The sequence below is a fragment of the Streptomyces sp. NBC_00525 genome (assembly GCF_036346595.1).
Taxonomy (GTDB): domain Bacteria; phylum Actinomycetota; class Actinomycetes; order Streptomycetales; family Streptomycetaceae; genus Streptomyces.
Map to the genome: position 1 here is coordinate 4157840 of NZ_CP107834.1, position 20719 is coordinate 4178558.

Annotated in this window: 13 protein-coding genes; 9 read left to right on the forward strand and 4 right to left on the reverse strand. The window is 73.4% G+C overall.

The window, feature by feature from the left end:
* The first annotated feature begins 173 nt into the window (after positions 1-173).
* A complete protein-coding gene (locus OG710_RS18700; protein WP_330240340.1) occupies positions 174-1880 on the forward strand; it encodes a glycerol-3-phosphate dehydrogenase/oxidase in 1707 nt (568 codons plus the stop codon).
* Between the two features lie 54 nt (positions 1881-1934).
* Here OG710_RS18700 and OG710_RS18705 read toward each other — a convergent pair whose 3' ends face one another.
* Positions 1935-2999, reverse strand: a complete 1065-nt coding sequence (locus OG710_RS18705) for a serine hydrolase domain-containing protein (RefSeq protein ID WP_330240341.1) — start codon at positions 2997-2999, stop codon at positions 1935-1937.
* 118 nt (positions 3000-3117) lie between these two features.
* Between OG710_RS18705 and OG710_RS18710 the strand changes: the two genes are divergently transcribed.
* Positions 3118-4962 carry a serine/threonine-protein kinase gene (locus OG710_RS18710; RefSeq protein WP_330240342.1) on the forward strand — a complete coding sequence of 615 codons (1845 nt, stop codon included), beginning with the start codon at positions 3118-3120 and terminating at the stop codon, positions 4960-4962.
* Positions 4963-5032: 70 nt separating this feature from the next.
* Here OG710_RS18710 and OG710_RS18715 read toward each other — a convergent pair whose 3' ends face one another.
* Together OG710_RS18715 and OG710_RS18720 are read right to left on the reverse strand one after the other, a co-directional pair.
* Positions 5033-6073 (reverse strand): hypothetical protein, encoded by a 1041-nt coding sequence (locus OG710_RS18715; RefSeq protein ID WP_330240343.1) that lies wholly within the window; start codon positions 6071-6073, stop codon positions 5033-5035.
* A 22-nt stretch (positions 6074-6095) separates the two neighbouring features.
* Positions 6096-6569, reverse strand: coding sequence for a hypothetical protein (locus OG710_RS18720; RefSeq protein ID WP_330240344.1), 474 nt, complete (start codon positions 6567-6569; stop codon positions 6096-6098).
* Positions 6570-6810: 241 nt separating this feature from the next.
* Here OG710_RS18720 and OG710_RS18725 point away from each other — a divergent pair, with 241 nt between their 5' ends.
* From OG710_RS18725 to OG710_RS18745, 5 genes are all read left to right on the forward strand, one after another.
* Positions 6811-9699: a protein kinase gene (locus OG710_RS18725; RefSeq protein ID WP_330240345.1), complete on the forward strand. Its 2889-nt coding sequence runs from the start codon at positions 6811-6813 to the stop codon at positions 9697-9699.
* 106 nt (positions 9700-9805) lie between these two features.
* Entirely contained in the window at positions 9806-11482 is a 1677-nt protein-coding gene (locus OG710_RS18730; RefSeq protein WP_330240346.1) for a protein kinase domain-containing protein, read from the forward strand.
* Positions 11483-11615: 133 nt separating this feature from the next.
* Positions 11616-13241, forward strand: a complete 1626-nt coding sequence (locus tag OG710_RS18735) for a succinic semialdehyde dehydrogenase (RefSeq protein ID WP_330240347.1) — start codon at positions 11616-11618, stop codon at positions 13239-13241.
* Between the two features lie 68 nt (positions 13242-13309).
* Positions 13310-15142: a GMC family oxidoreductase gene (locus OG710_RS18740; RefSeq protein ID WP_330240348.1), complete on the forward strand. Its 1833-nt coding sequence runs from the start codon at positions 13310-13312 to the stop codon at positions 15140-15142.
* 320 nt (positions 15143-15462) lie between these two features.
* A complete protein-coding gene (locus OG710_RS18745; RefSeq protein WP_330242288.1) occupies positions 15463-17154 on the forward strand; it encodes a peptidase in 1692 nt (563 codons plus the stop codon).
* A gap of 337 nt (positions 17155-17491) precedes the next feature.
* Here the strand turns inward: OG710_RS18745 and OG710_RS18750 are convergent, their stop codons facing one another.
* Positions 17492-17800 carry a chorismate mutase gene (locus tag OG710_RS18750; protein WP_330240349.1) on the reverse strand — a complete coding sequence of 103 codons (309 nt, stop codon included), beginning with the start codon at positions 17798-17800 and terminating at the stop codon, positions 17492-17494.
* 335 nt (positions 17801-18135) lie between these two features.
* Here OG710_RS18750 and guaA point away from each other — a divergent pair, with 335 nt between their 5' ends.
* Positions 18136-19722, forward strand: coding sequence for a glutamine-hydrolyzing GMP synthase (guaA, locus tag OG710_RS18755; protein ID WP_111337633.1), 1587 nt, complete (start codon positions 18136-18138; stop codon positions 19720-19722).
* Positions 19723-19942: 220 nt separating this feature from the next.
* Complete coding sequence (locus OG710_RS18760; protein ID WP_330240350.1) at positions 19943-20698, forward strand: SAM-dependent methyltransferase; 756 nt, start codon at positions 19943-19945, stop codon at positions 20696-20698.
* Positions 20699-20719 lie beyond the last annotated feature (21 nt).

The window sequence follows — 20719 nt, forward strand, 5'->3', positions numbered from 1 at the left end:
GCGTAAATATGACCTGTATGTCGCATTGTCGGGCCGTTGTCGTCCGGGTGTTGTCCACAGGCGGTGGCTGAAGTCGCGCGGCGCGGACAGAATCGACCTGTGGGCACGGGCGCCGAACGAACGATCGGGGCCGTATTCCGTGCCGGACCACCCCGATCCACCGGGAGGCAGCAGTGAGGACAGCGACACTGGGACCTGCGGAGCGCGCCGAGGCGCTCGCCGCCATGGCCGAGCGCGAACTGGACGTGCTGGTCGTGGGGGCGGGCGTGGTCGGCGCCGGGACGGCGCTGGACGCGGTCACCCGAGGGCTCTCCACCGGCCTGGTCGAGGCCCGCGACTGGGCGTCGGGCACATCGAGCAGGTCGAGCAAGCTGATCCACGGCGGGCTGCGCTATCTGGAGATGCTCGACTTCGCCCTCGTGCGGGAGGCGCTCAAGGAGCGCGGACTGCTGCTCGAACGGCTCGCCCCGCATCTGGTGAAGCCGGTGCCCTTCCTCTACCCCTTGCAGCACAAGGGCTGGGAGCGGCTGTACGCCGGTTCCGGCGTCGCGCTGTACGACGCGATGTCGGTCTCCTCCGGGCACGGCCGGGGCCTGCCGGTGCACCGCCATCTCTCCCGCCGCCGCGCCCTGCGGGTCGCCCCGGCCCTGAAACGGGACGCCCTGGTGGGCGCCCTGCAGTACTACGACGCCCAGATGGACGACGCCCGCTACGTGGCCACGCTGGTGCGCACCGCCGCCGGGTACGGCGCGCGGGTGGCGAACCGGGCGAGCGTGACCGGCTTCCTCCGGGAGGGCGAACGCGTCGTCGGCGCCCGCGTGGAGGACGCCGAGGCGGGCGGCACCTACGAGGTCAGGGCCAAACAGGTGGTCAACGCCACCGGTGTCTGGACGGACGACACCCAGTCCCTCATCGGCGAGCGCGGCCAGTTCCACGTCCGCGCCTCCAAGGGCATCCACCTGGTCGTCCCCAAGGACCGCATCCACTCCTCCACCGGCCTGATCCTGCGCACCGAGAAGTCCGTGCTCTTCGTCATCCCCTGGGGCCGGCACTGGATCGTCGGCACCACGGACACCGACTGGGACCTGGACAAGACGCACCCGGCCGCCTCCAGCGCCGACATCGACTACCTCCTGGAGCATGTGAACTCCGTACTGGCGACGCCCCTGACCAGGGACGACGTCGAGGGCGTGTACGCGGGCCTGCGGCCCCTGCTGGCCGGTGAGTCGGACGCCACCAGCAAGCTGTCCCGCGAACACACCGTGGCCCACCCGGTCCCCGGCCTCGTCGTCGTCGCCGGTGGCAAGTACACGACGTACCGGGTCATGGCCAAGGACGCCGTGGACGAGGCGGTGCACGGCCTCGACCAGCGCGTCGCCGCCTGCGTCACCGAGGACGTGCCGCTGCTGGGCGCCGAGGGCTACCGCGCCCTGTGGAACGCACGGGCCAGGACCGCCGCCCGCACCGGCCTCCATGTCGCCCGGGTGGAGCATCTGCTCAACCGGTACGGCTCCATGACGGAACAGATCCTGGAGCTGATCGTCGCCGACCCGGCCATGGGCGAGCCGCTGCCCGCCGCCGACGACTACCTCAAGGCCGAGATCGTCTACGCCGCCTCCCACGAGGGGGCCCGCCATCTGGACGACGTGCTGACCCGGCGCACCCGGATCTCCATCGAGACCTTCGACCGGGGCACCCGCTCCGCCCGGCTCTGCGCGGAGCTGATGGCGCCGGTCCTGGGCTGGGACGCCGGCCAGATCGACCGGGAGGTCGCGCATTACGAGAAGCGGGTGGAGGCCGAACGCGAGTCGCAGCGCCAGCCGGACGACCTGACGGCCGACGCGGCCCGGCTGGGGGCGCCCGACATCGCGCCGCTGTGACGGGCCGGCGGTGCTGCGGGGGCCGGGCCCGGCCATCGCGGCACCGCCGGCCGCTCAGCCCCGGCAGAACTCCGCTTCCAGCAGCCCGGATTCCAGGACGTCCGCCCCGGTCAGGGTGTCCGTGTCCACGCGGAAGGTCAGGGTGTGGCGGCCGTCGCGGGTGGCGGCGGTGCGGACGTAACTGCCCGCGATGCGCCCGTTGTGGCCCCAGACGGTGACCCCGCAGGACAGCCGCTCGGGGTAGACGCCGAGGCCGTACACCCCGTGCGTGGCGGTGGTGTCCAGCAGGGCGGCCAGTTGAGCCGGTTTCAGCAGCCGGCCGCCCAGCAGCGCCGCGTAGAAGCGGTTGAGGTCGAAGAGCGTGGAGATCAGCTCGCCCGCGGCGCCGGCGATCCGGGGGTCCAGCTCGGTGACGTCGGTGAGCCGGCCGTCCCCCGTGCGGGAGTAGGCCCGGCCGTGCGGTGCGGGCAGGGTGGTGCGGCTGCCGGGGAGCGAGGTGCCGGTGAGGCGGAGGGGGTCGATGAGGCGGCGGCGGATCTCCGTCGCGTAGTCGTGGCCGGTGACCCGGCCGACGACGAGACCCAGCAGGGCGTAGTCGGTGTTGGAGTACGCGTAGGTGCCCGGCGCGGCCGCCGGCCGGTGGGCCGTCGCGGTGCGGACGGCCGCCAGGGCGGAGAGGGGGCGGGCGGTGACGTCGTCGGTGTAGTCGTACAGGCCGCTGGTGTGGCCCAGCAGGGCGCGCAGGGTGATGCGGCGTCCGTCGTTGCCGTGCCCCCGGACCAGCCCCGGCAGGAAGCGCTCGACCGGGTCCGTCAGCCGCAGCCGCCCCTCCCCGGCGAGTTGGAGGACGACGGCGGCGACGAACGACTTGGTGACACTGCCCGCCCGGAACCGGTCCGCGTACCGGATGCCGGGCCCCGTCGAACGGTAGGTGTCGTGGGGCGAACGCGCCGGATCGTGGGCCAGCAGCGCCGCGTCGGGGGCCCCGCCCCGCGCCGTGAACCGGGGGAGGTAGGACACCGCGGGGGTGAGGTGTGATTCGCTGGGCACGCGCGCCGTTCCGAGGCCGCACAGGGCCAGCACCACCAGGGCGGCGAGCAGCGACCTCGGCATCGGCATGACGGCATGTCCCTTCGTCGGGGACATCATGGCGGAGCTTGGACCCGGCACCGGGAGCGGTCTCGGGGTGAGGGACAATGAACGCTCTGCCAGGGCGGGTTGATCGCAGAGGGGACGCATGTCGGAGGCGGAGCAGGCACGGGAGCCCCAAGGGGACAAGGGTGGACGTCTCCTCGCGGGGCGCTACCGGCTCGGGGAGGTGCTCGGCCGGGGCGGTATGGGCACGGTCTGGCGTGCCGCCGACGAGACGCTGGGCCGCACGGTCGCGGTCAAGGAACTGCGGTTCCCCTCGGCCATCGACGAGGACGAGAAGCGCCGTCTCATCACGCGTACGCTGCGCGAGGCCAAGGCGATCGCACGCATCCGCAACAACGGCGCGGTCACCGTCTACGACGTGGTCGACGAGGACGACCGGCCGTGGATCGTGATGGAACTGATCGAGGGCAAGTCGCTGGCCGAGGCGATCCGCGAGGACGGCGTCCTGCCGCCCAAGCGGGCGGCCGAGATCGGCCTCGCCCTCCTCGACGTGCTGCGCTCCGCGCACCGCGAGGGCATCCTGCACCGCGATGTGAAGCCGTCCAACGTGCTGATCGCCGAGGACGGCCGGGTCGTGCTCACCGACTTCGGCATCGCCCAGGTCGAGGGCGACCCCTCGGTCACCTCCACCGGCATGCTCGTCGGCGCCCCGTCGTACATCTCGCCGGAGCGGGCGCGCGGCCACAAGCCCGGCCCGCCCGCCGACCTCTGGTCGCTGGGCGGCCTGCTGTACGCGAGCGTCGAGGGCTGCCCGCCGTACGACAAGGGCTCCGCCATCGCGACCCTGACCGCCGTGATGACCGAGCCGCTGGACCCGCCGAAGAACGCCGGGCCGCTGGAGGAGGTCATCTACGGGCTGCTCGCCCGCGACCCCCAGCAGCGGCTCGACGACGCGGGCGCGCGCGCCCTGCTCAACGACGTGATCAGCTCCTTCGAGCAGCCGGAGCGCCCCGTTCCGGCCCCCGCCGACGCCACCCGGGTCATGGCGCTGCCCAAGGCCGGCGCGGCGTCCGGCGAGGCCGGCGACGGCACCCGCGACCGGCTGCGCGGCGCGCTGCGCTCCGCGCGGAGCGCACGGGCCACACCCGTGGCCGCGCCCGTCGCGGCGCCGCCCGTCCCGGCCCGGCCCGCCGCGGCCCCCGCAGCCGTGACGCCGTCCGGGGCCGTGCCCCCGCAGCGCCCGGCCTCCTCGCCGGTCGCCCCGCCGCGCGCCTCGCTCACGGACGTGGTGCCGCGTCGCACCCTGGCGATCATCGCGGCCGTCATCGTGCTCGCCGTCCTCGGCACGGTGCTGGCGCTCACCCTCGGCGGCGGCGACGAGCCCGCCGGCGACAAGGGCGCGAAGAACCCCGGCGCGTCCGCCCCCGCCGAGGCGTCGGGCGACGGCTCCGCCACGTCCGCCGAGGCCCCGCAGGGCGGCAGCGGCAAGGACGAGGGCGAGGACAAGGGCGAGGACAAGGGCGAGGACAAGGGCGACAAGACGGAGAACCAGCACCCTCGTTCCACGCCATACCACCACGAACAGGGCTTCTCCATCGGCCTGCCGAGTGGATGGAAGTACCGGACTACGGACGGGGCGGGAGCCCGGTTCACCGGACCGCACGCGCAGCGGCTGCTGATCGGCTGGACCTCGACCCCCAAGGATTCGCCGGTCGCCGACTGGACCGCGCAGGAGCTGGGGATGCGGCGGTCCGGCTACCACCGCGTCAAGATCGGTGCGGTCGACTACCGCGGCTGGAAGGCCGCGGACTGGGAATTCACGTACACCGAGAAGGGCGTGGCCCGCCATGCCGTGGACCGTGGATTCGTGGTCGATCCCCGGCAGGGGTACGCGATCATGTTCATGGCCAATGAACGGGACTGGGATTCCGCCGAGACCCGCGAGGCGCTGGCCACGTTCTTCAGGACGTTTCAGCCGAAGAAGTGACACGCGTCCGATGACGTGGCCGCCGGGGTCGGGCGGGTACGGTAGCCCGTCCCGCTCCGGCGGCGCTGCCTCAGTCCGCGCTCCGGAGTATGGCCGCGGCGTCCGCGAGCATCTTCTGCCGGCTGGTCGACAGCGAAGTGAGCTCGGTCTGCTTGTCCTTCATCATCTTCCTCTGCACGGCGGACTCGGCGGCCAGCCACGTCTCCGGAAGGCCGACCCGCTGTTTGCACTCGACGTCCGCTGTCGCCACCGAGCGTTCCTCCGCATCGACATCGGCGTCCGCGAATCGCGGATCGTCGGTCACGGAGAGCGGTGACGTGTAGGTGAAACCCCGGGAATCCATGCACCGGGACCACGCGGCGAACGAAGAGAGGACCCGCGGGTCCTTCAAGGAGCTCTTGTAGCCGTCCATGTCGATGCTCTGAGCCACCTCACGTCCCGCGTTCGCCTTGTGCTCGGCGTAGATCCTGCTTCTCGCGTACGCGGAACAGCCACCCGGCGGCACGGGCCGTCCCCGGTAGTCCGTGAGCTTCTCCCCGTCGGCGTCGATGCCCGAGAGCAGGGCTGCCTGCTGTGGGCTGGGCTGTGGCAGCCCGTCCGGGCCGGCCGTCGGCTCGGGTGGCAGTTGGTACCCGTACTTCCGTGCGGACACCGGGTCGAGAAGGCCGTAGCGTCGATTGCCGCCGGTGTCGCGGGCGGCGGGAGGGGGGATGTCGGGGACGGGCAGCGGAGGCTCGCCGAAGTCCTTGAGGCAGGAGTTGCGTACCTTGCTCTCCGCTTTGTTCAGGACGGCCTTCTCCTCGGCCGTCACCGAGTACTTGGCCAGCGGGAGCTTCGCGGCGAAGTCGAGGTCGGCCGGCTTCGCGACTGGGGACTCCGCGGCACGTGCGGATGCCGGGGCACGGTCGTCGGCGGCGGGGCGGGCGGGCGCGGACGTGCCGCCGCAGGCGCTTACGCAGGTCAGTGCGAGCAGGAGGCCCAGGCCGGCGGCCGGGACGGTGAGCGTGCGACTCAAGACTCTTCTTCCTATCCAGTCTTCCGGCGTGCATCGTCGGAGCCCAGGGTGGCCGAAGGTGCCGGAGCGGCGCGGGGCGGCTCCGGCACCGGTCACCTCGGCAGGGGACGCGTGCCCGTCACCACTCGAAGCAGTTGGACGGGTGGTCCGCCCAGAACCCCGCCACGATCTTCACCGAGGCGTTCTCGTTGTAGGTGCGTATGAGCCTCGGGCCGATCTTCCACTGCAGTTCGTTGCTGAGGAAGGTGTCGCACGGTCCGGCGTAACCGCTGTTGTAGAACACGGTCCCGGAGGACGGGTAGAAGCTGTTGTCCGCCCGGAACTGGGCCGACGCGGCATTGTTCTTGACGAGCTGCCCGCTGCCCGCCGCGGAGCCGGAAGGGTATCTGTACCCGGCCAGGTTGGAGATGCTGGCCGAGATCTTGAGGTGTGTGCCCTTGTTCTCGCTGTTGTAGAAGAGCAGGAGGCACGGACGGTCGGTGTAGCACGTGCCCGTGGTGCCGGCGGATGCGGGAGCCGCGCCGATCAGGGCCGCTCCGGCCGCGAGGGAGAGGGTGCCGGCGACGGCGGTCAGACGCTTTGCTGCGGACATGCTTGCTCCTTGACTACTCGTCATATCAGTCGATACGTCGAAGATCGTAACGGCCGGCCGGGTGTCGTACCCGGACCCGTCCATCAGTTGCGCCATCTGTTCGGCGGGGAGACACGCGGGCACGTACCCTGAGCAGTGGGCCGGTGCGGTCGCCGTACGTATGCCGCACTTCGGGTGCGAGTGGCAGGCGAACGCATGCTGGTCTCCGTGACCGGGGGACAGCGCGCTCTGGGGAGGCGTCGTGGACGACTACGCGGGTCGGGTGCTCGCCGACCGCTACCGCCTTCCGCTGCCCTCGTCCGACGCGTACGAACTCGTCGAGACACGGGCCTTCGACACCTACAGCGGGCAGGAGGTGCTGGTCCGTCAGGTGCCGCTGCCCGAGGTGGTGGACGCCGAGTTCGTGGAGGGCGACGGCGGGCCGGTGCCTCCGCCGCGCGGCGGGCGTCCGGTGCGGGGGGCCCAGGACCCGGCCGTTCAGCGGGCCATCGAGGCCGCGCAGTCGGCGGCGCGGGTGCCCGACCATCCGCGCCTCGACCAGGTCTTCGACGTGTTCGCGGAGGCCGGTTCGCTCTGGATAGTGAGCGAGCTGGTGGCCGCCCGCCCGCTGGCGGCGCTGCTCACGGAGCGCCCGCTCACCCCGTACCGGGCCGCCGAGATCGGCTCCGACGTGCTCACCGCGCTCCGCGTCCTGCACGCGCACGGCTGGATCCACCGCAACATCACCGTGCGCACGGTGCTCGTCTGCGACGACGGCCGCGTCGTCCTGACCGGCCTGGCCGCCGGTGCGGCGGAGGAGGCGCTGTGCGGCTACGACACGGTGCCGCGCGACGACGACGAGGACGACGAGCCGGACGGCCCCGGCCCCGGCACCGGGCCGCTGCCCGCCTCCCGCGGCCCCGCCGCGATCGAGTCCGGCCCGTACGAGTCGGGCGCGCACGGCTCCGGTGCGTACGAGTCCGGCGCGTACGGCTCCGGTGCGATCGAGTCCGGTGCGTACGGGGACGAGGCCCGGCCGGTGCCACCCGCCGGGCTGGCCGCGCCCGGTGCCGACGAGGCCGCGCGCGCGAGGGCCGGCGCGATCGCCGCGTACCGCGCGGGCACCCGTGCGGCGGCCGCCCCACGCCTCGGCCAGGAGGACCGCGAGAGCGGTGAGCAGGACCGCCGCGCGCTGCCGCGGCCCCCGGCCGGGGACTACCGCGACGGGCCCGACACCGCGCCGCTGCCCGGCGGGCCGGTCGGCGGCCACGAGGACGAGGCGCCCGGCCCCCGGGGCGCCCGCCCGCCCGGCCCGGACGCCGAGTACGGCGCCGCCGCGCCGCCGCGCCCCCGGCCCGAACTGCCGCAGCTGCCCGGCGGCTGGGTCCGCGACCCCGACGCGCCAGACCCGTACGACAGCCCTTCGCCGTACGACAGCCCTTCGCCGTACGACGGTCCCTCGCCGTACGACAGCGTGCTGCCGCCCTACGACGCCCGCTACGACGACGAGGACGACGGCGACGAGGACGACGACGGCGGGCCGCCGCCGCGCCGGCTGCACCTCACCGGGACCTGGGACGACGGCCCCGCCGCCGGCCGGCCCGTACCGGCGGGCGGCTCCCGCGACGACGCGCTGCGCGCCGACGCCGCCCGCCGTGCCGTCGCCCCCTACGCCCGCCCCGAGCCCCCGGCCCGCGGCCGGGACGGCTACGGCGACGCCCCCTACGACGAGGACGCCCACGAGGCACCGGCCCCCCGCCGCGCCTCCTCCGGCGGCTGGGACGACGACGAGGACGACGAGGGCGGCTACCGGGGCCCCGTTACCGCGCTCGCCGCCGAACGGGCGCGCCAGGCGCGCATCGCCGTCGTCGGCGCGGTCACCGAGCGCTGGGCGCCCGAGCAGGCAGGACCCGTCCACGGCAACTGGCAGCTCGCCCCGCCCATCGGCCCCGCCACCGACCTCTGGGCGCTGGGCGCACTGCTCTACCGCGCCGTGCAGGGGCACGCGCCCTACCCGGAGGACAGCCCGTCCGAACTGGTCCAGATGGTCTGCGGCGAGCCGCCCGCCTTCGCCGAGGAGTGCGGCCCGCTGCGCCCGGTCGTCGAGTCGCTGCTCCGTCAGGACCCCACCGAGCGGCCGGACGTCGAGGAGCTGAGCGGCTGGCTGCGCTCCCTCGTCCGCTCGGCGCCCGAACCGGAGGCCGGGCTCGACGTCGTCACGATTCCCGCCGACGACAACGGGCGGCTGCCCGTCGTCCGCAGGCGCGGCGAGCTGGTCCGCAGACGGCGGGCCCGGCGCGCCGCCGCGGCGCGGAACCGGCACCGCGACGACCTGGACGACCTGGACCGCACGGCCGTCACCCACCACGAGCCCCGGATCAAGGCGTCGCGCGCGCCCCGCGCCCCGCGCGAACCGCGCGCGCTGCGCCAGGGCGGTGAGCCGCGCAGGCTGGGCCGGACGCTGCTCGTGCTGATCCTGCTGGCGCTCGTCGGGACGATCGCGTACGCCGTGCTGTTCATGCCGAAGGACGGCGAGGACGGCACGTCCGGGGCCGCCCCCGCCGGTACGGCCGCCGCCACGCCCCCGGCCTCCGCGACGCCCGACCCCGCGCCGAGCGCGTCCGACGCGAAGAACCCGTCACCGGCCAAGTCCTCGGGGGCGCAGAAGCCGCAGACCAGTCGGTCCGCCGCCGCGCTCGCCCCCGGCTACACGCTCCGCAAGGACGCCGAGGGCTTCGAGGTCGGCCTGCCCCGCGGCTGGCAGCGCAGCCCGGCCAACGCGGAGCGTCAGATCCGCTACGGCAGCGACGGGTTCAGCGTGCTCATCGTGCCCGGCCGGGACAGCGCGAAGGCCAACGGCAGCGATCCGCTCGACTACCAGCGGGACAAGGAGCCGGAGCTGAAACCGTTCCGCGACTCCAGCTGGTCGTCGGCGAGCGGGCTGCGCCGTACGGACGTCGGCCGACAGACCATGGCGGAGGGCCAGTTCACCTGGCAGGACGCCAACGGCCGCGAGGTGTACGTGCGCAACCTCGTGATGCTCGTCGACGGGCGCTACCACATCCTCCAGGTCATCGGCCCGGAGGACGAGCGCGACCGGGTCACCGAGATCTACCAACAGGCCAGCGTCTCCTACCGCGTGACGGGCTGACGCACGGGATCTGCATCACAGTGCGGTCTCGTGGGCGATGCGAGGTTCCGTGGCCGCGCGTCCCCTCCGTAACCTGTCTGCGAGGCAACGGGGGCGGGGACGACAAGTGGATCGATCACAGGGCACGGAAGCGGGGCTGCTGCTGGCCGGAAGGTACCGGCTGGCCGAGGTCCTGGGGCGCGGCGGCATGGGCAAGGTCTGGCGGGCCCACGACGAAGTGCTGCACCGCACGGTCGCCGTCAAGGAGCTGACCGCCGGTCTCTACGTGTCCGAGTCGGACCGGACCGTGCTGCACGCCCGGACCCAGAAGGAGGCCCGAGCGGCGGCCCGGATCACCCACCCCGGCGTCGTCACCGTGCACGACGTCGTGGAGTACGACAACCGCCCCTGGATCGTCATGCAGTACGTGGACGGCCCCTCCCTGGCCGACCGCGCGAAGGAGTCCGGCGAGGTCGAGGCGCGCGAGGCGGCCCGGATAGGGCTGCATGTGCTGGGCGCGCTGAGCGCCGCGCACGGGGCGGGGGTCCTGCACCGCGATGTGAAGCCCGGCAACGTCCTGCTCGCCCGCGACGGCCGGGTGCTGCTCACCGACTTCGGGATCGCCGCGATAGAGGGCGACTCCACCATCACCCGGACCGGCGAACTCGTCGGCTCCATCGACTATCTGGCGCCTGAGCGCGTCAAGGGCGGCGATCCGGGCCCCGCGTCCGACCTGTGGTCGCTGGGCGCCACGCTGTACACGGCGGTCGAGGGGCGTTCGCCGTTCCGCCGGACGTCCCCCATCTCCACGATGCAGGCCGTCGTCACGGAGGAACCGCCGCCGCCCACCAGGGCCGGGGCGCTCGCCCCCGTCATCACCGCGCTGCTGCGCAAGGAGCCGGAGGACCGCCCCACGGCGGCGGAGACCGAGCGGATGCTCCTGGAGGCGATGGAGGGCCGCACCCCGCGGGCCGCCCAGGCCTACGTCCCGACCCAGCACATGTCCGAGGAGATGCTGCGCACCGGCCCGGACGGGATGCCCGGCGGCACGGCCCTGCTGCCCCGGCCCGTTCCCGCCGGACCGCCCGCGCCCGCCCCGGCGCCCCGCGGCGGACGGACCCGGTGGCGCACCCGGCTCCTGGTCATCGCCCTGGCCGCGCTCCTCGGCAGCGCCGTGAGCATCGGCGCGGTCATGTACGCGAACCGCACCGAGGCCGCCGGAACCCCGACCGCCGGGACGAGCGGCGGCCCGGCCCCGCAGGGCACCCGCGCCACGAAGCCGGCCGACCCCACGCCGACCCCCTCACCGAGCGCCACCGGCTCGCCGTCCGCCGACCCGTCGGCGCCGAACGTGCCGGACGGCTGGCGCCGGGTCGAGGACCCCGCCGGGTTCAGCGTCTTCCTGCCGGAGGGCTGGGAGCGCGAGATGAACGGCACCAACATCGACTACTCGCCGGACGGCGGGGTGCACTACTTCCGGGTCAGCATCGATCCGTCCCCCGACTACGACAACTCCTACGACCACATGGTGGACATGGAGCGGCAGCTGAGCAGCCGGCTGCCCGAGTACCGGCGGGTGGAGCTGAACAGCAACATCTACCGCGACGTCCCCGGCGGGATCTGGGAGTTCACCTGGACCGAGAAGAGCGGCGAGGCGCGGCACGCCATCGACCAGATGTACTTCGCGAAGGAGGGCGGCCCGGAGTACGCGCTCTATATGACGGGCCCGGCGGACGACTGGGACGAGACCCTCGACCGGTTCCGGGCGATCCTGCGCAGCTGGCGCCCCCCGGTCGAGCAATAGCCCCTGATCAGGGCTTATGCCGCCAGTGATCACTGGCTGCGTCGCCGCGGGGGCGGCGGGCGGCCGGGGGAGTACCCGAAAAGCTGTTACCCACGGGTACCCAAAGCCTTCCGGCCGACGTACTCTCGCCCTCATGACGGACTCGCAGGCCCCCACGTCCCCCGCCGCCGCTGTCGGCACCAACCCCGTGGCCGCCGCCCCCGCGGGCGTGCGCACGGCCGCCGATGTCGTGACGCCCGAGGTGATCGCCCAGCTGACGCGTGGCGTCACCGGCTCCGGCCGCACCGCCAACCACACGCCGTTCACCGGCGAGAAGCTGGCCGACCTGCCGGAGTCCACCCCCGAGGACGTCGCCGACGCGTTCGCCCGCGCCCGCGCCGCCCAGCCCGCCTGGGCCGCGCTGCCGGTCCGGACCAGGGCCGCCGTCCTCCTGCGCTTCCACGACCTGGTCATCAGCCGCCAGTCCGAGGTCCTCGACCTCATCCAGCTGGAGACCGGCAAGGCCCGGCTGCACGCCCACGAGGAGGTCCAGGCGGTCGCCGTCGCCGCCCGGCACTACGGGCGCAGGGCGAGCGCCTATCTGCGGCCGAAGCGCCACACCGGCGTCGTGCCGACCCTCACCAAGGTCACCGAGCTGCGCCAGCCGCGCGGAGTCGTCGGCCAGATCGCCCCCTGGAACTACCCCCTCGAACTGTCCGTCGGCGACGCGCTGCCCGCCTTCGTCTCCGGCAACGCCGTCGTGATGAAGCCCGACACCGAGACCGCCCTGACCGCCCTGTGGGCCCGCGACCTGCTGATCGAGGCGGGGCTGCCGTCCGAGGTGTTCCAGGTCGTCCTCGGTGAGGGACCGGTCGTCGGCCCCGAGGTCGTCAAGCACGCCGACTACGTCTCCTTCACCGGCTCCACCCGCACCGGCCGCGAGGTCGCCCGGGGCGCGGCGGCCCGGCTCGTCGGCGTCTCGCTGGAACTCGGCGGCAAGAACGCCATGCTCGTCCTGGCGGACGCCGACGTGGAGAAGGCCGCCGCCGGCGCCGTCCGCGCCTGCTTCTCCTCGGCCGGCCAGCTCTGCATCTCCATCGAGCGGCTGTACGTCCACGAGTCGGTGGCCGACGCCTTCCTGGAGCGGTTCGCCGCCCGGACGCGGGCGATGCGGCTCGGCAGCTCCCTCGCGTACGGCGCCGACATGGGCTCGCTGGTGAGCGAACGGCAGCTGGAGACCGTCACCCGGCACATCGCCGAGGCCGTCGAGAAGGGCGCCACCCTGGTGGCCGGCGGGGTCGCCCGTCCCGACATCGGGCCGCTCTTCCACGAGCCGACGATTCTGGAGGGCGTCGAGGCGCCGATGGCCGTCTGCTCCGAGGAGACCTTCGGCCCGGTCGTCTCCGTCTACCGCTTCCGCGACGAGGACGAGGTCGTGGAGCTGGCCAACGCCACCCCGTACGGCCTCAACTCCAGCGTCTGGACCAGGGACGGCCGGCGCGGCCACCGCATCGCCGCCCGGCTGCGCACCGGCACCGTCAACATCAACGAGGGGTACGCCCCCGCCTACGGCAGCGTGCAGTCCCCGATGGGCGGCATGAAGGACTCCGGTCTCGGCCGCCGCCACGGCTCCGAGGGCATCCTCAAGTACACCGAGGCCCAGACCGTCGCCCAGCAGCGGCTCATCCCGCTCGCCCCGTCGTTCGGGATGGACGACGAGAAGTACGCGGCGTTCATGAGCCGCAGCCTCAAGGCGATGAAGGCGTTCCGGCTGCGCTGACACCGCAGCGTCCGCCGCACCCCCCGCGCTGCCGTACCCGTTCTGTCCTTTTCGTACCGAGGAGTGCCATGTCCCAGGACAGCCCTGCCCAGAATCAGGACCGGCCGGCCGGTGCGGCCGACGACGACGCCGCGTACGACTACGACGTGATCGTCGTCGGTTCGGGCTTCGGCGGCGCGGTCTCGGCGCTGCGGCTGACGGAGAAGGGGTACCGGGTCGGCGTCCTGGAGGCGGGCCGCCGCTTCACGCCCGGCACCCTGCCCAAGAACTCCTGGGACCTGAAGAACTACCTCTGGGCCCCCGCCCTCGGCCTCTTCGGCATCCAGCGCGTGCACCTGCTCGGCAAGGTGATGGTGCTCGCCGGCGCCGGGGTCGGCGGCGGCTCGCTCAACTACGCCAACACGCTGTACGTGCCGCCCGCGCCGTTCTTCGAGGACCGGCAGTGGGCGCACATCACGGACTGGCAGGACGAGCTGAAGCCGTACTACGACCAGGCGAAGCGGATGCTCGGGGTCCGGCTCAACCCCACGACGACCCCCTCCGACGTCCACCTCAAGGCGACCGCCGAGGCCATGGGCGTCGGCGACACCTTCCACCTGGCCCCGGTCGGCGTCTTCTTCGGCGACGGCCGGGACGCGGACGGCGCCGTACGCGCCGAGCCCGGCGGCACGGTCCCCGACCCGTACTTCGGCGGCGCGGGCCCGTCCCGCAAGGCATGCACCGAGTGCGGCGAGTGCATGACCGGCTGCCGCCACGGCGCCAAGAACACCCTCAACGAGAACTACCTCCACCTCGCCGAGAAGGCAGGCGCGGTCATCCACCCCATGACCTCCGTCGTCGCCGTCACCGAGCACCGCGACGGCGGCTTCCACGTCGCCACCGTGCCCACCGACAAGCGCCGCAAGGCGAAGCCCGCCACCCTGCGCGCCCGCAAGGTGGTCGTCGCGGCGGGCACGTACGGCACCCAGACCCTGCTCCACACCATGCGGGACAAGGGGCTGCTGCCGAGGATCTCCGCCCGGCTCGGGGAGCTGACCCGGACCAACTCCGAGGGCCTGGTCGGCGCCCAGACCTCCGACCGCCGCTACCGCAGGAAGCACGGCACGAAGCCCGACTTCACCCGGGGCGTCGCCATCACCTCGTCCATCCACCCCGACGAGAACACCCACATCGAGCCCGTCCGCTACGGCAAGGGCTCCAACGCCATGGGCGGCCTCACCATCCTCCAGGTCCCGTTCAGCAGCCACCGGGTCCTCGCCTGGTTCGGGAACCTGGCCAAGCACCCCACGCTCGCCCTGCGCTCCCTGTCCAACCGGCGCTGGTCGGAGCGGGTCATCATCGGGCTCGTCATGCAGTCACTCGACAACTCCCTCACCGCGTACCGCAAGCCGCGCGGCCTCGGCAAGGGCCTGCTCACCGCCCGCCAGGGCCACGGTGCGCCCAACCCCACGCAGATAGCCGAGGCGACACAGGGCGCCTCGCTGCTCGCCGAGGAGATCAACGGCTTCCCCGGCTCCAACATCGGCGAACTGATGGGCACCCCGCTCACCGCCCACTTCCTCGGCGGCTGCCCGATCGGCGCCGCCCCGGACGAGGGCGTCATCGACCCGTACCACCGGCTGTTCGGGCACCCCGGCATCTCCGTCGTGGACGGCTCGGCGGTCTCCGCGAACCTCGGCGTCAACCCGTCGCTGACGATTACCGCCCAGGCGGAGCGGGCCATGTCGTTCTGGCCCAACAAGGGCGAGCCGGACCCGCGTCCGGCGCAGGGCGAGGCGTACGAGCGGCTGCCGGCGGTGGAGCCGCAGGCACCGGCGGTCCCGAAGGAGGCGTTCGGCGCGCTGCGGCTGCCGTTCCTGGGGATGCCGGCAGTGCCGCCGAAGAAGGCGGAGACGGCCTGAGAACAGCAGAAGGGGCTGCACCCCCCTCCCAGTGCAGCCCCTCACGCTGTAACCGGCCGTCGTAGAAGAACGGACAACCGGTGTTCCGCATGCATGACCTGCCGGACCCCCCGATGGTTGTCCTCGTACTCACGAAATCCTTATGTGAGGTGGATCACTTCCAACGCCGTGGCGTCCTTGTGCTCGATCCGTGATCTGAATTCGGGCAACTTTTCCCGGGTGCCCCCGGTCGTACCCGCTGTCGCCGCCCCAGCGGCCACACAGCTCCCGACGACCCCGAAGGCCCCGAGATGAGAAGCACGATTCCGTTCCGCCGTGCGATGGGCGTCCTGGCTTCGGCCGGTCTGCTGGCCGCCGGAACGCTCACGACGGCCGGTCCCGCGCACGCCGCCGGCCCCGAGTTCACGATCGGCGGCCCCGCCGAGACGGCCCTGCATCCGTACCCGGCGACGGGCGCCCCGCAGAAGGCGAGCCTGGCCCTCACGCTCACCAACCCGTCCGAGGACGAGGAGAGCGGCGCCTACCAGGGCGAGTACACCGTGCGCTTCGACTTCGGCGGGCTGGCGGGCGTCGCGGACGTGGCCTTCGGCGAGGACGGCGGCCTGGACTGCGAGCGGACCGGGACCACCGCCGTTTGCCACGACTACGGAATCCGGCCGGGCCTCAGCACCCTCGCCGACCTGGAGGTCACCGCCGCCAAGGGCAGCGAGGACGGCGACAGCGGCACCATCGAGGTCACCGCCGAGGCGGCGGGCGCCACCTTCCGGCCGTTCACCGCGCGGGTCTCCGTCGGCGGGCCCGACCTGTCGGTGAAGCGCCTGCCGTTCCGGACGGAGCTGAAGCCGGGCGACAGCCAGCCGGTGCCCATCTCGTTCACCAACCACGGCACCCGCGCCGCCCAGGGCGTCCTGCTCACCCTGCGCAACACGCGCGGCCTCGCGTTCACGCAGCGGTACCAGAACTGCGAGTACAGCGAGGACGAGGGAGGCATGGGCAGCCCCGGCGTCTGGACCACCGCCCTGTGTTCCTTCCCCGGCAGCTACGAGCCCGGCACCACCTACACGCTGGCCGAACCGCCCGTCCTGCGCGCCACCGGCCGCGCGCTGTACGACTCCCTCCTGTACCGGATCAACGAGGACGGCACCGACGCCCGCGCCGCGCAGCGGGCCGGCGCCCGCTTCAGCCCCGGCAAGGGCGCCACCCTGGCCCTGCGCAAGGCGCCCACGCCCCGCTCGGGCGACCTGGAGCCGGGCGACAACCAGCAGGAGGCCGACTTCCGCACCGCCAACACCGCCGACTTCGCCGCCTACGGCGACCAGGCCGGCGGCAAGGCGGGCGACACCGTCGACGTGACCCTGGGCTTCCGCAACCGGGGCCCCGCCTGGATCGGCCACATCCGTTCCGGCGAGGACGTCGCCACCGTCGACTTCACTGTTCCCGACGGTTCCTACGTCGTCTCCAAGCCGGACGTCTGCCGGGGCGTGACCGCGCAGGGCGGCTACCGCGAGAACCAGGAGAAGGCCCCGCGCTACTTCTGCTCCACGCCCATGTCCGTCCTGGAGGACGCCGACTTCGCCCTGCCGTTCCGGCTGAGGATCGCCACGGTGGACCTGGGGGCGATCGGCGCGGTCGTCGTCCGCAACATCCACCTCCAGGACCCCGAGCTGCCCTTCGACCCGGAGCCCGCCAACAACCGGTCGTACGTCGAGCTGAACGGCGAGGACTCCGGCGCGGTACGGGGCACCTCCGGCTCCGGCGGCACGACGGCCACGGGCGGCTCAGGCTCCACGGGTTCCTCCGGCTCCTCCGGCTCCACGGATGGTTCGTCCACGTCGTCCACGTCCGGCTCGTCGGGCGCCTCGGGCACATCCGGCACGATGGGCTCCGGCGGCTCGGGCGGCGCGCTCGCCTCCACCGGCACCCTCGCGCTCGCGGCCTCGGGCGCCGCGCTGGTCGCGCTGCTCGCGGGAGGCGCGCTGTTCGCGACGGCGAGGCGGCGCGCGACGCGCTGACCCGTACGCGTACCCGTACCCCAGGGCACACGAAGGAACGGCCGGCTCCGGGCGTCCCCGGAGCCGGCCGTTCCGGGAGAGACCTGGCGGTCCCTCCGAGTGACCGGGCTGCTGTCCCCTGCCGACCGGTCACGCACGCCGGTGCGCGGTCCCACGACGTACACGCGGTACGCCACGCACCCCGGCGGAGCCACGCGTGGTTTCCATCGGGAGCCGCCCCTGGCTGGCACGGACACCGGGACCAACGAAGCCGCGCCGGAGCCGGTCACGCGCCGTACGGGTGAGACCGCGCCCGAACTGGGATACGTCCGTACAGCCCGGCGGGAACGGCGGGGTGTCAGACCCGGCCCCGGCACAGCTCCAGGAGCGTCATCGCCAGCGGGGTGCCCGGCTTGCCCAGCGCGTCCCGGTAGCGGCTCAGGATCTCCATCTCGCGGGACAGGTTGACCCGGCGCCCGCCCGAGGAGATCCGGGCCTCCTGGATCACCGCCGAGACGGCCATCCGCTCCTGGACGAGCCCGATGATCCGGTCGTCGAGGGCGTCGATGCGCTCACGCGCGTCCCCGATCAGGGACGCGGCCTCGTCGGTGCGTGCGCCGGTCGCCTCGGCGGCGGTCGCGGTGGCGGGGGTGGTGCTGCTGCTCATGTCGGTCTCCCGGTGGGGTGCGGCGCCCCCCGGGCCGGGCCCGGAACGCCAGAACGCCCCCGGGCCATGTGGCCCAGGGGCGCCTGGAACGTTGCTTGTCAGTTGCTCAAGCAGCACGACCATGGCAGCCGGCGGGCCGGATGCCATAGGTAAAGACGAAGGTCGTGTGCTGACGCATGGGGACAGTATGGACCCATGCCGGCGCTGCCCCGCGCCGGGCCCGGATCGTGAGACGCCGCACATCGTCCGGGGCGGTCGCGGCCGGGCGGGACCCGCCGCCGGCCGCCGGTAGAATTGGGAGGACCGACCCCTCTCCACCGCCGGAAGGCCGCCCCGTGCCAGCAGCACCCCCCGCCGCCCCCGACACCGCCACCGACGTGGTTCTCGTTGTCGACTTCGGCGCGCAGTACGCCCAGCTCATCGCCCGCCGCGTCCGTGAGGCGCGGGTCTACAGCGAGATCGTCCCGTCCACCATGCCGGTGGCCGAGATGCTGGCGAAGAACCCCCGCGCGATCATCCTGTCCGGCGGCCCCTCGTCGGTCTACGCCGAGGGCGCGCCCTCGCTCGACCGCGCGCTGTTCGAGGCCGGGGTCCCCGTCTTCGGCATGTGCTACGGCTTCCAGCTGATGGCCACGGCGCTCGGCGGCACCGTGGACGACAACGGCGCCCGCGAGTACGGCCGTACCCCGCTCGCCGTCTCCCAGACCGGCTCCACGCTCTTCGCCGGCACCCCGGCCGAGCAGTCGGTGTGGATGTCGCACGGCGACGCCTGCTCCGCCGCCCCCGAGGGCTTCACCGTCACCGCGTCCACGGACGTCGTCCCGGTCGCCGCCTTCGAGAACGACGAGAAGCGGCTCTACGGCGTCCAGTACCACCCGGAGGTCATGCACTCCACGCACGGCCAGCAGGTCCTGGAGCACTTCCTGTACCGGGGCGCGGGCATCGAGCCCACCTGGACCACGGGCAACGTGATCGAGGAGCAGGTCGCCGCGATCCGCGCCCAGGTCGGGGACAAGCGCGCGATCTGCGGCCTGTCCGGCGGCGTGGACTCCGCCGTGGCCGCCGCCCTCGTGCAGAAGGCCATCGGCTCCCAGCTCACCTGCGTCTACGTGGACCACGGCCTGATGCGCAAGGGCGAGACCGCCCAGGTGGAGAAGGACTTCGTCGCCGCGACCGGCGCGAAGCTGAAGGTGGTCGACGCCGAGAAGCGCTTCCTCGACGCCCTGGCCGGCGTGTCCGACCCGGAGCAGAAGCGGAAGATCATCGGCCGCGAGTTCATCCGCGTCTTCGAGCAGGCCCAGCTGGAGATCCTCCAGGAGGACGGCCCCGAGGTCGCCTTCCTCGTCCAGGGCACGCTCTACCCCGACGTGGTGGAGTCCGGCGGCGGCACCGGCACCGCCAACATCAAGTCCCACCACAACGTGGGCGGCCTCCCCGAGGACATCGAGTTCCAGCTCGTCGAGCCGCTGCGCCAGCTGTTCAAGGACGAGGTCCGGATGGTCGGCCAGGAGCTGGGCCTGCCGGACGAGATCGTCCAGCGCCAGCCCTTCCCCGGCCCCGGCCTCGGCATCCGCATCGTCGGCGAGGTCACCAAGGAGCGGCTGGACCTGCTGCGCGAGGCCGACGCCATCGCCCGCGAGGAGCTGACCGCGGCCGGCCTGGACCGCGACATCTGGCAGTGCCCGGTGGTCCTGCTCGCGGACGTCCGCAGCGTCGGCGTCCAGGGCGACGGCCGCACCTACGGCCACCCGATCGTGCTGCGCCCGGTCTCCTCCGAGGACGCCATGACCGCCGACTGGTCGCGGCTGCCGTACGAGACGCTGGCCAAGATCTCCACCCGCATCACCAACGAGGTCGCCGAGGTCAACCGCGTGGTGCTCGACGTGACGAGCAAGCCGCCGGGGACCATCGAGTGGGAGTGACCCTCCCCGGCCCCGATGGGCCCGCAGACCCCGACGATGCCGCCGCCCCCCACCGGGGACGGCGGCATCGCCGCGTCCGGGGCGGGGGAAGGGGAGTGCCACGTCGGCGGGCGGGCGTGTTGGCGGGCGGGCGGGCCGCGGGCGGGCGGACGTACGCGGCGTGGCGCGGCGGCGGAAAACGCGTGGCGGGGGGTCGTCGCGCATGGCAGGCTCCGCCCGCATGTCGTCCGATGAGATCCGCGCCCTGATGTCCGCCGCCCGCAACGACCGCCTGACCTGGAACACCCCGCTCTGCGACGAGCACGCCGCCCGGCTCGTCGCCGCCTGCGCGCCGGAACCCGGCGCCCGGATCGCGGACCTCGGCAGCGGCTGGGGCGAGCTGCTGATGCGCCTGGTCGAGTCGGCGCCCGGCAGTACGGGGGACGGCGTCGAGACCGACCCGGAGGCGGTCGCGCGCGGCCGGGCCCTGGCGGGGGAGCGGGGCCTCGCGGAGCGCGTACGGTTCCACGAGGTGCCGGCCGCCGAGTGGCCGGGGGAGGACTACGACCTGGCCGTGTCCATCGGCGCCTCGCACGCCTGGCCCGGCGGCACCACCGAGGCGCTGGCCGCGCTGCGGGCCGCCGTACGGCCGGGGGGCCGGGTGCTGTTCGGCGAGGGCTTCTGGGAGCGGGAGCCGGACGAGCGCGCCCTGGCCGGACTCGGCGCCCGGCCGGACGACTTCGGTTCGCTGCTCGAACTGATCCGGCACGCCGAGGCGGCCGGACTCCGCCCGCTCCAGGTGACCGTCGCCGACCAGCGGGAATGGGACCTCTTCGAATCGCACGCCAACATCGGCCTCGGCGAACGCTGGGCCCTGGCCCACCCGGACCACCCCCTGCGCGACGGCGTCGTCGCCGCCGTCGACGAACGGCGCACCGGCTACTACGGCGGCTACCGGGGCACCCTCGGACTCGCCTATCTCGTCCTCGGCGCCTGACCGCCTTCGAACAGGCAGGCG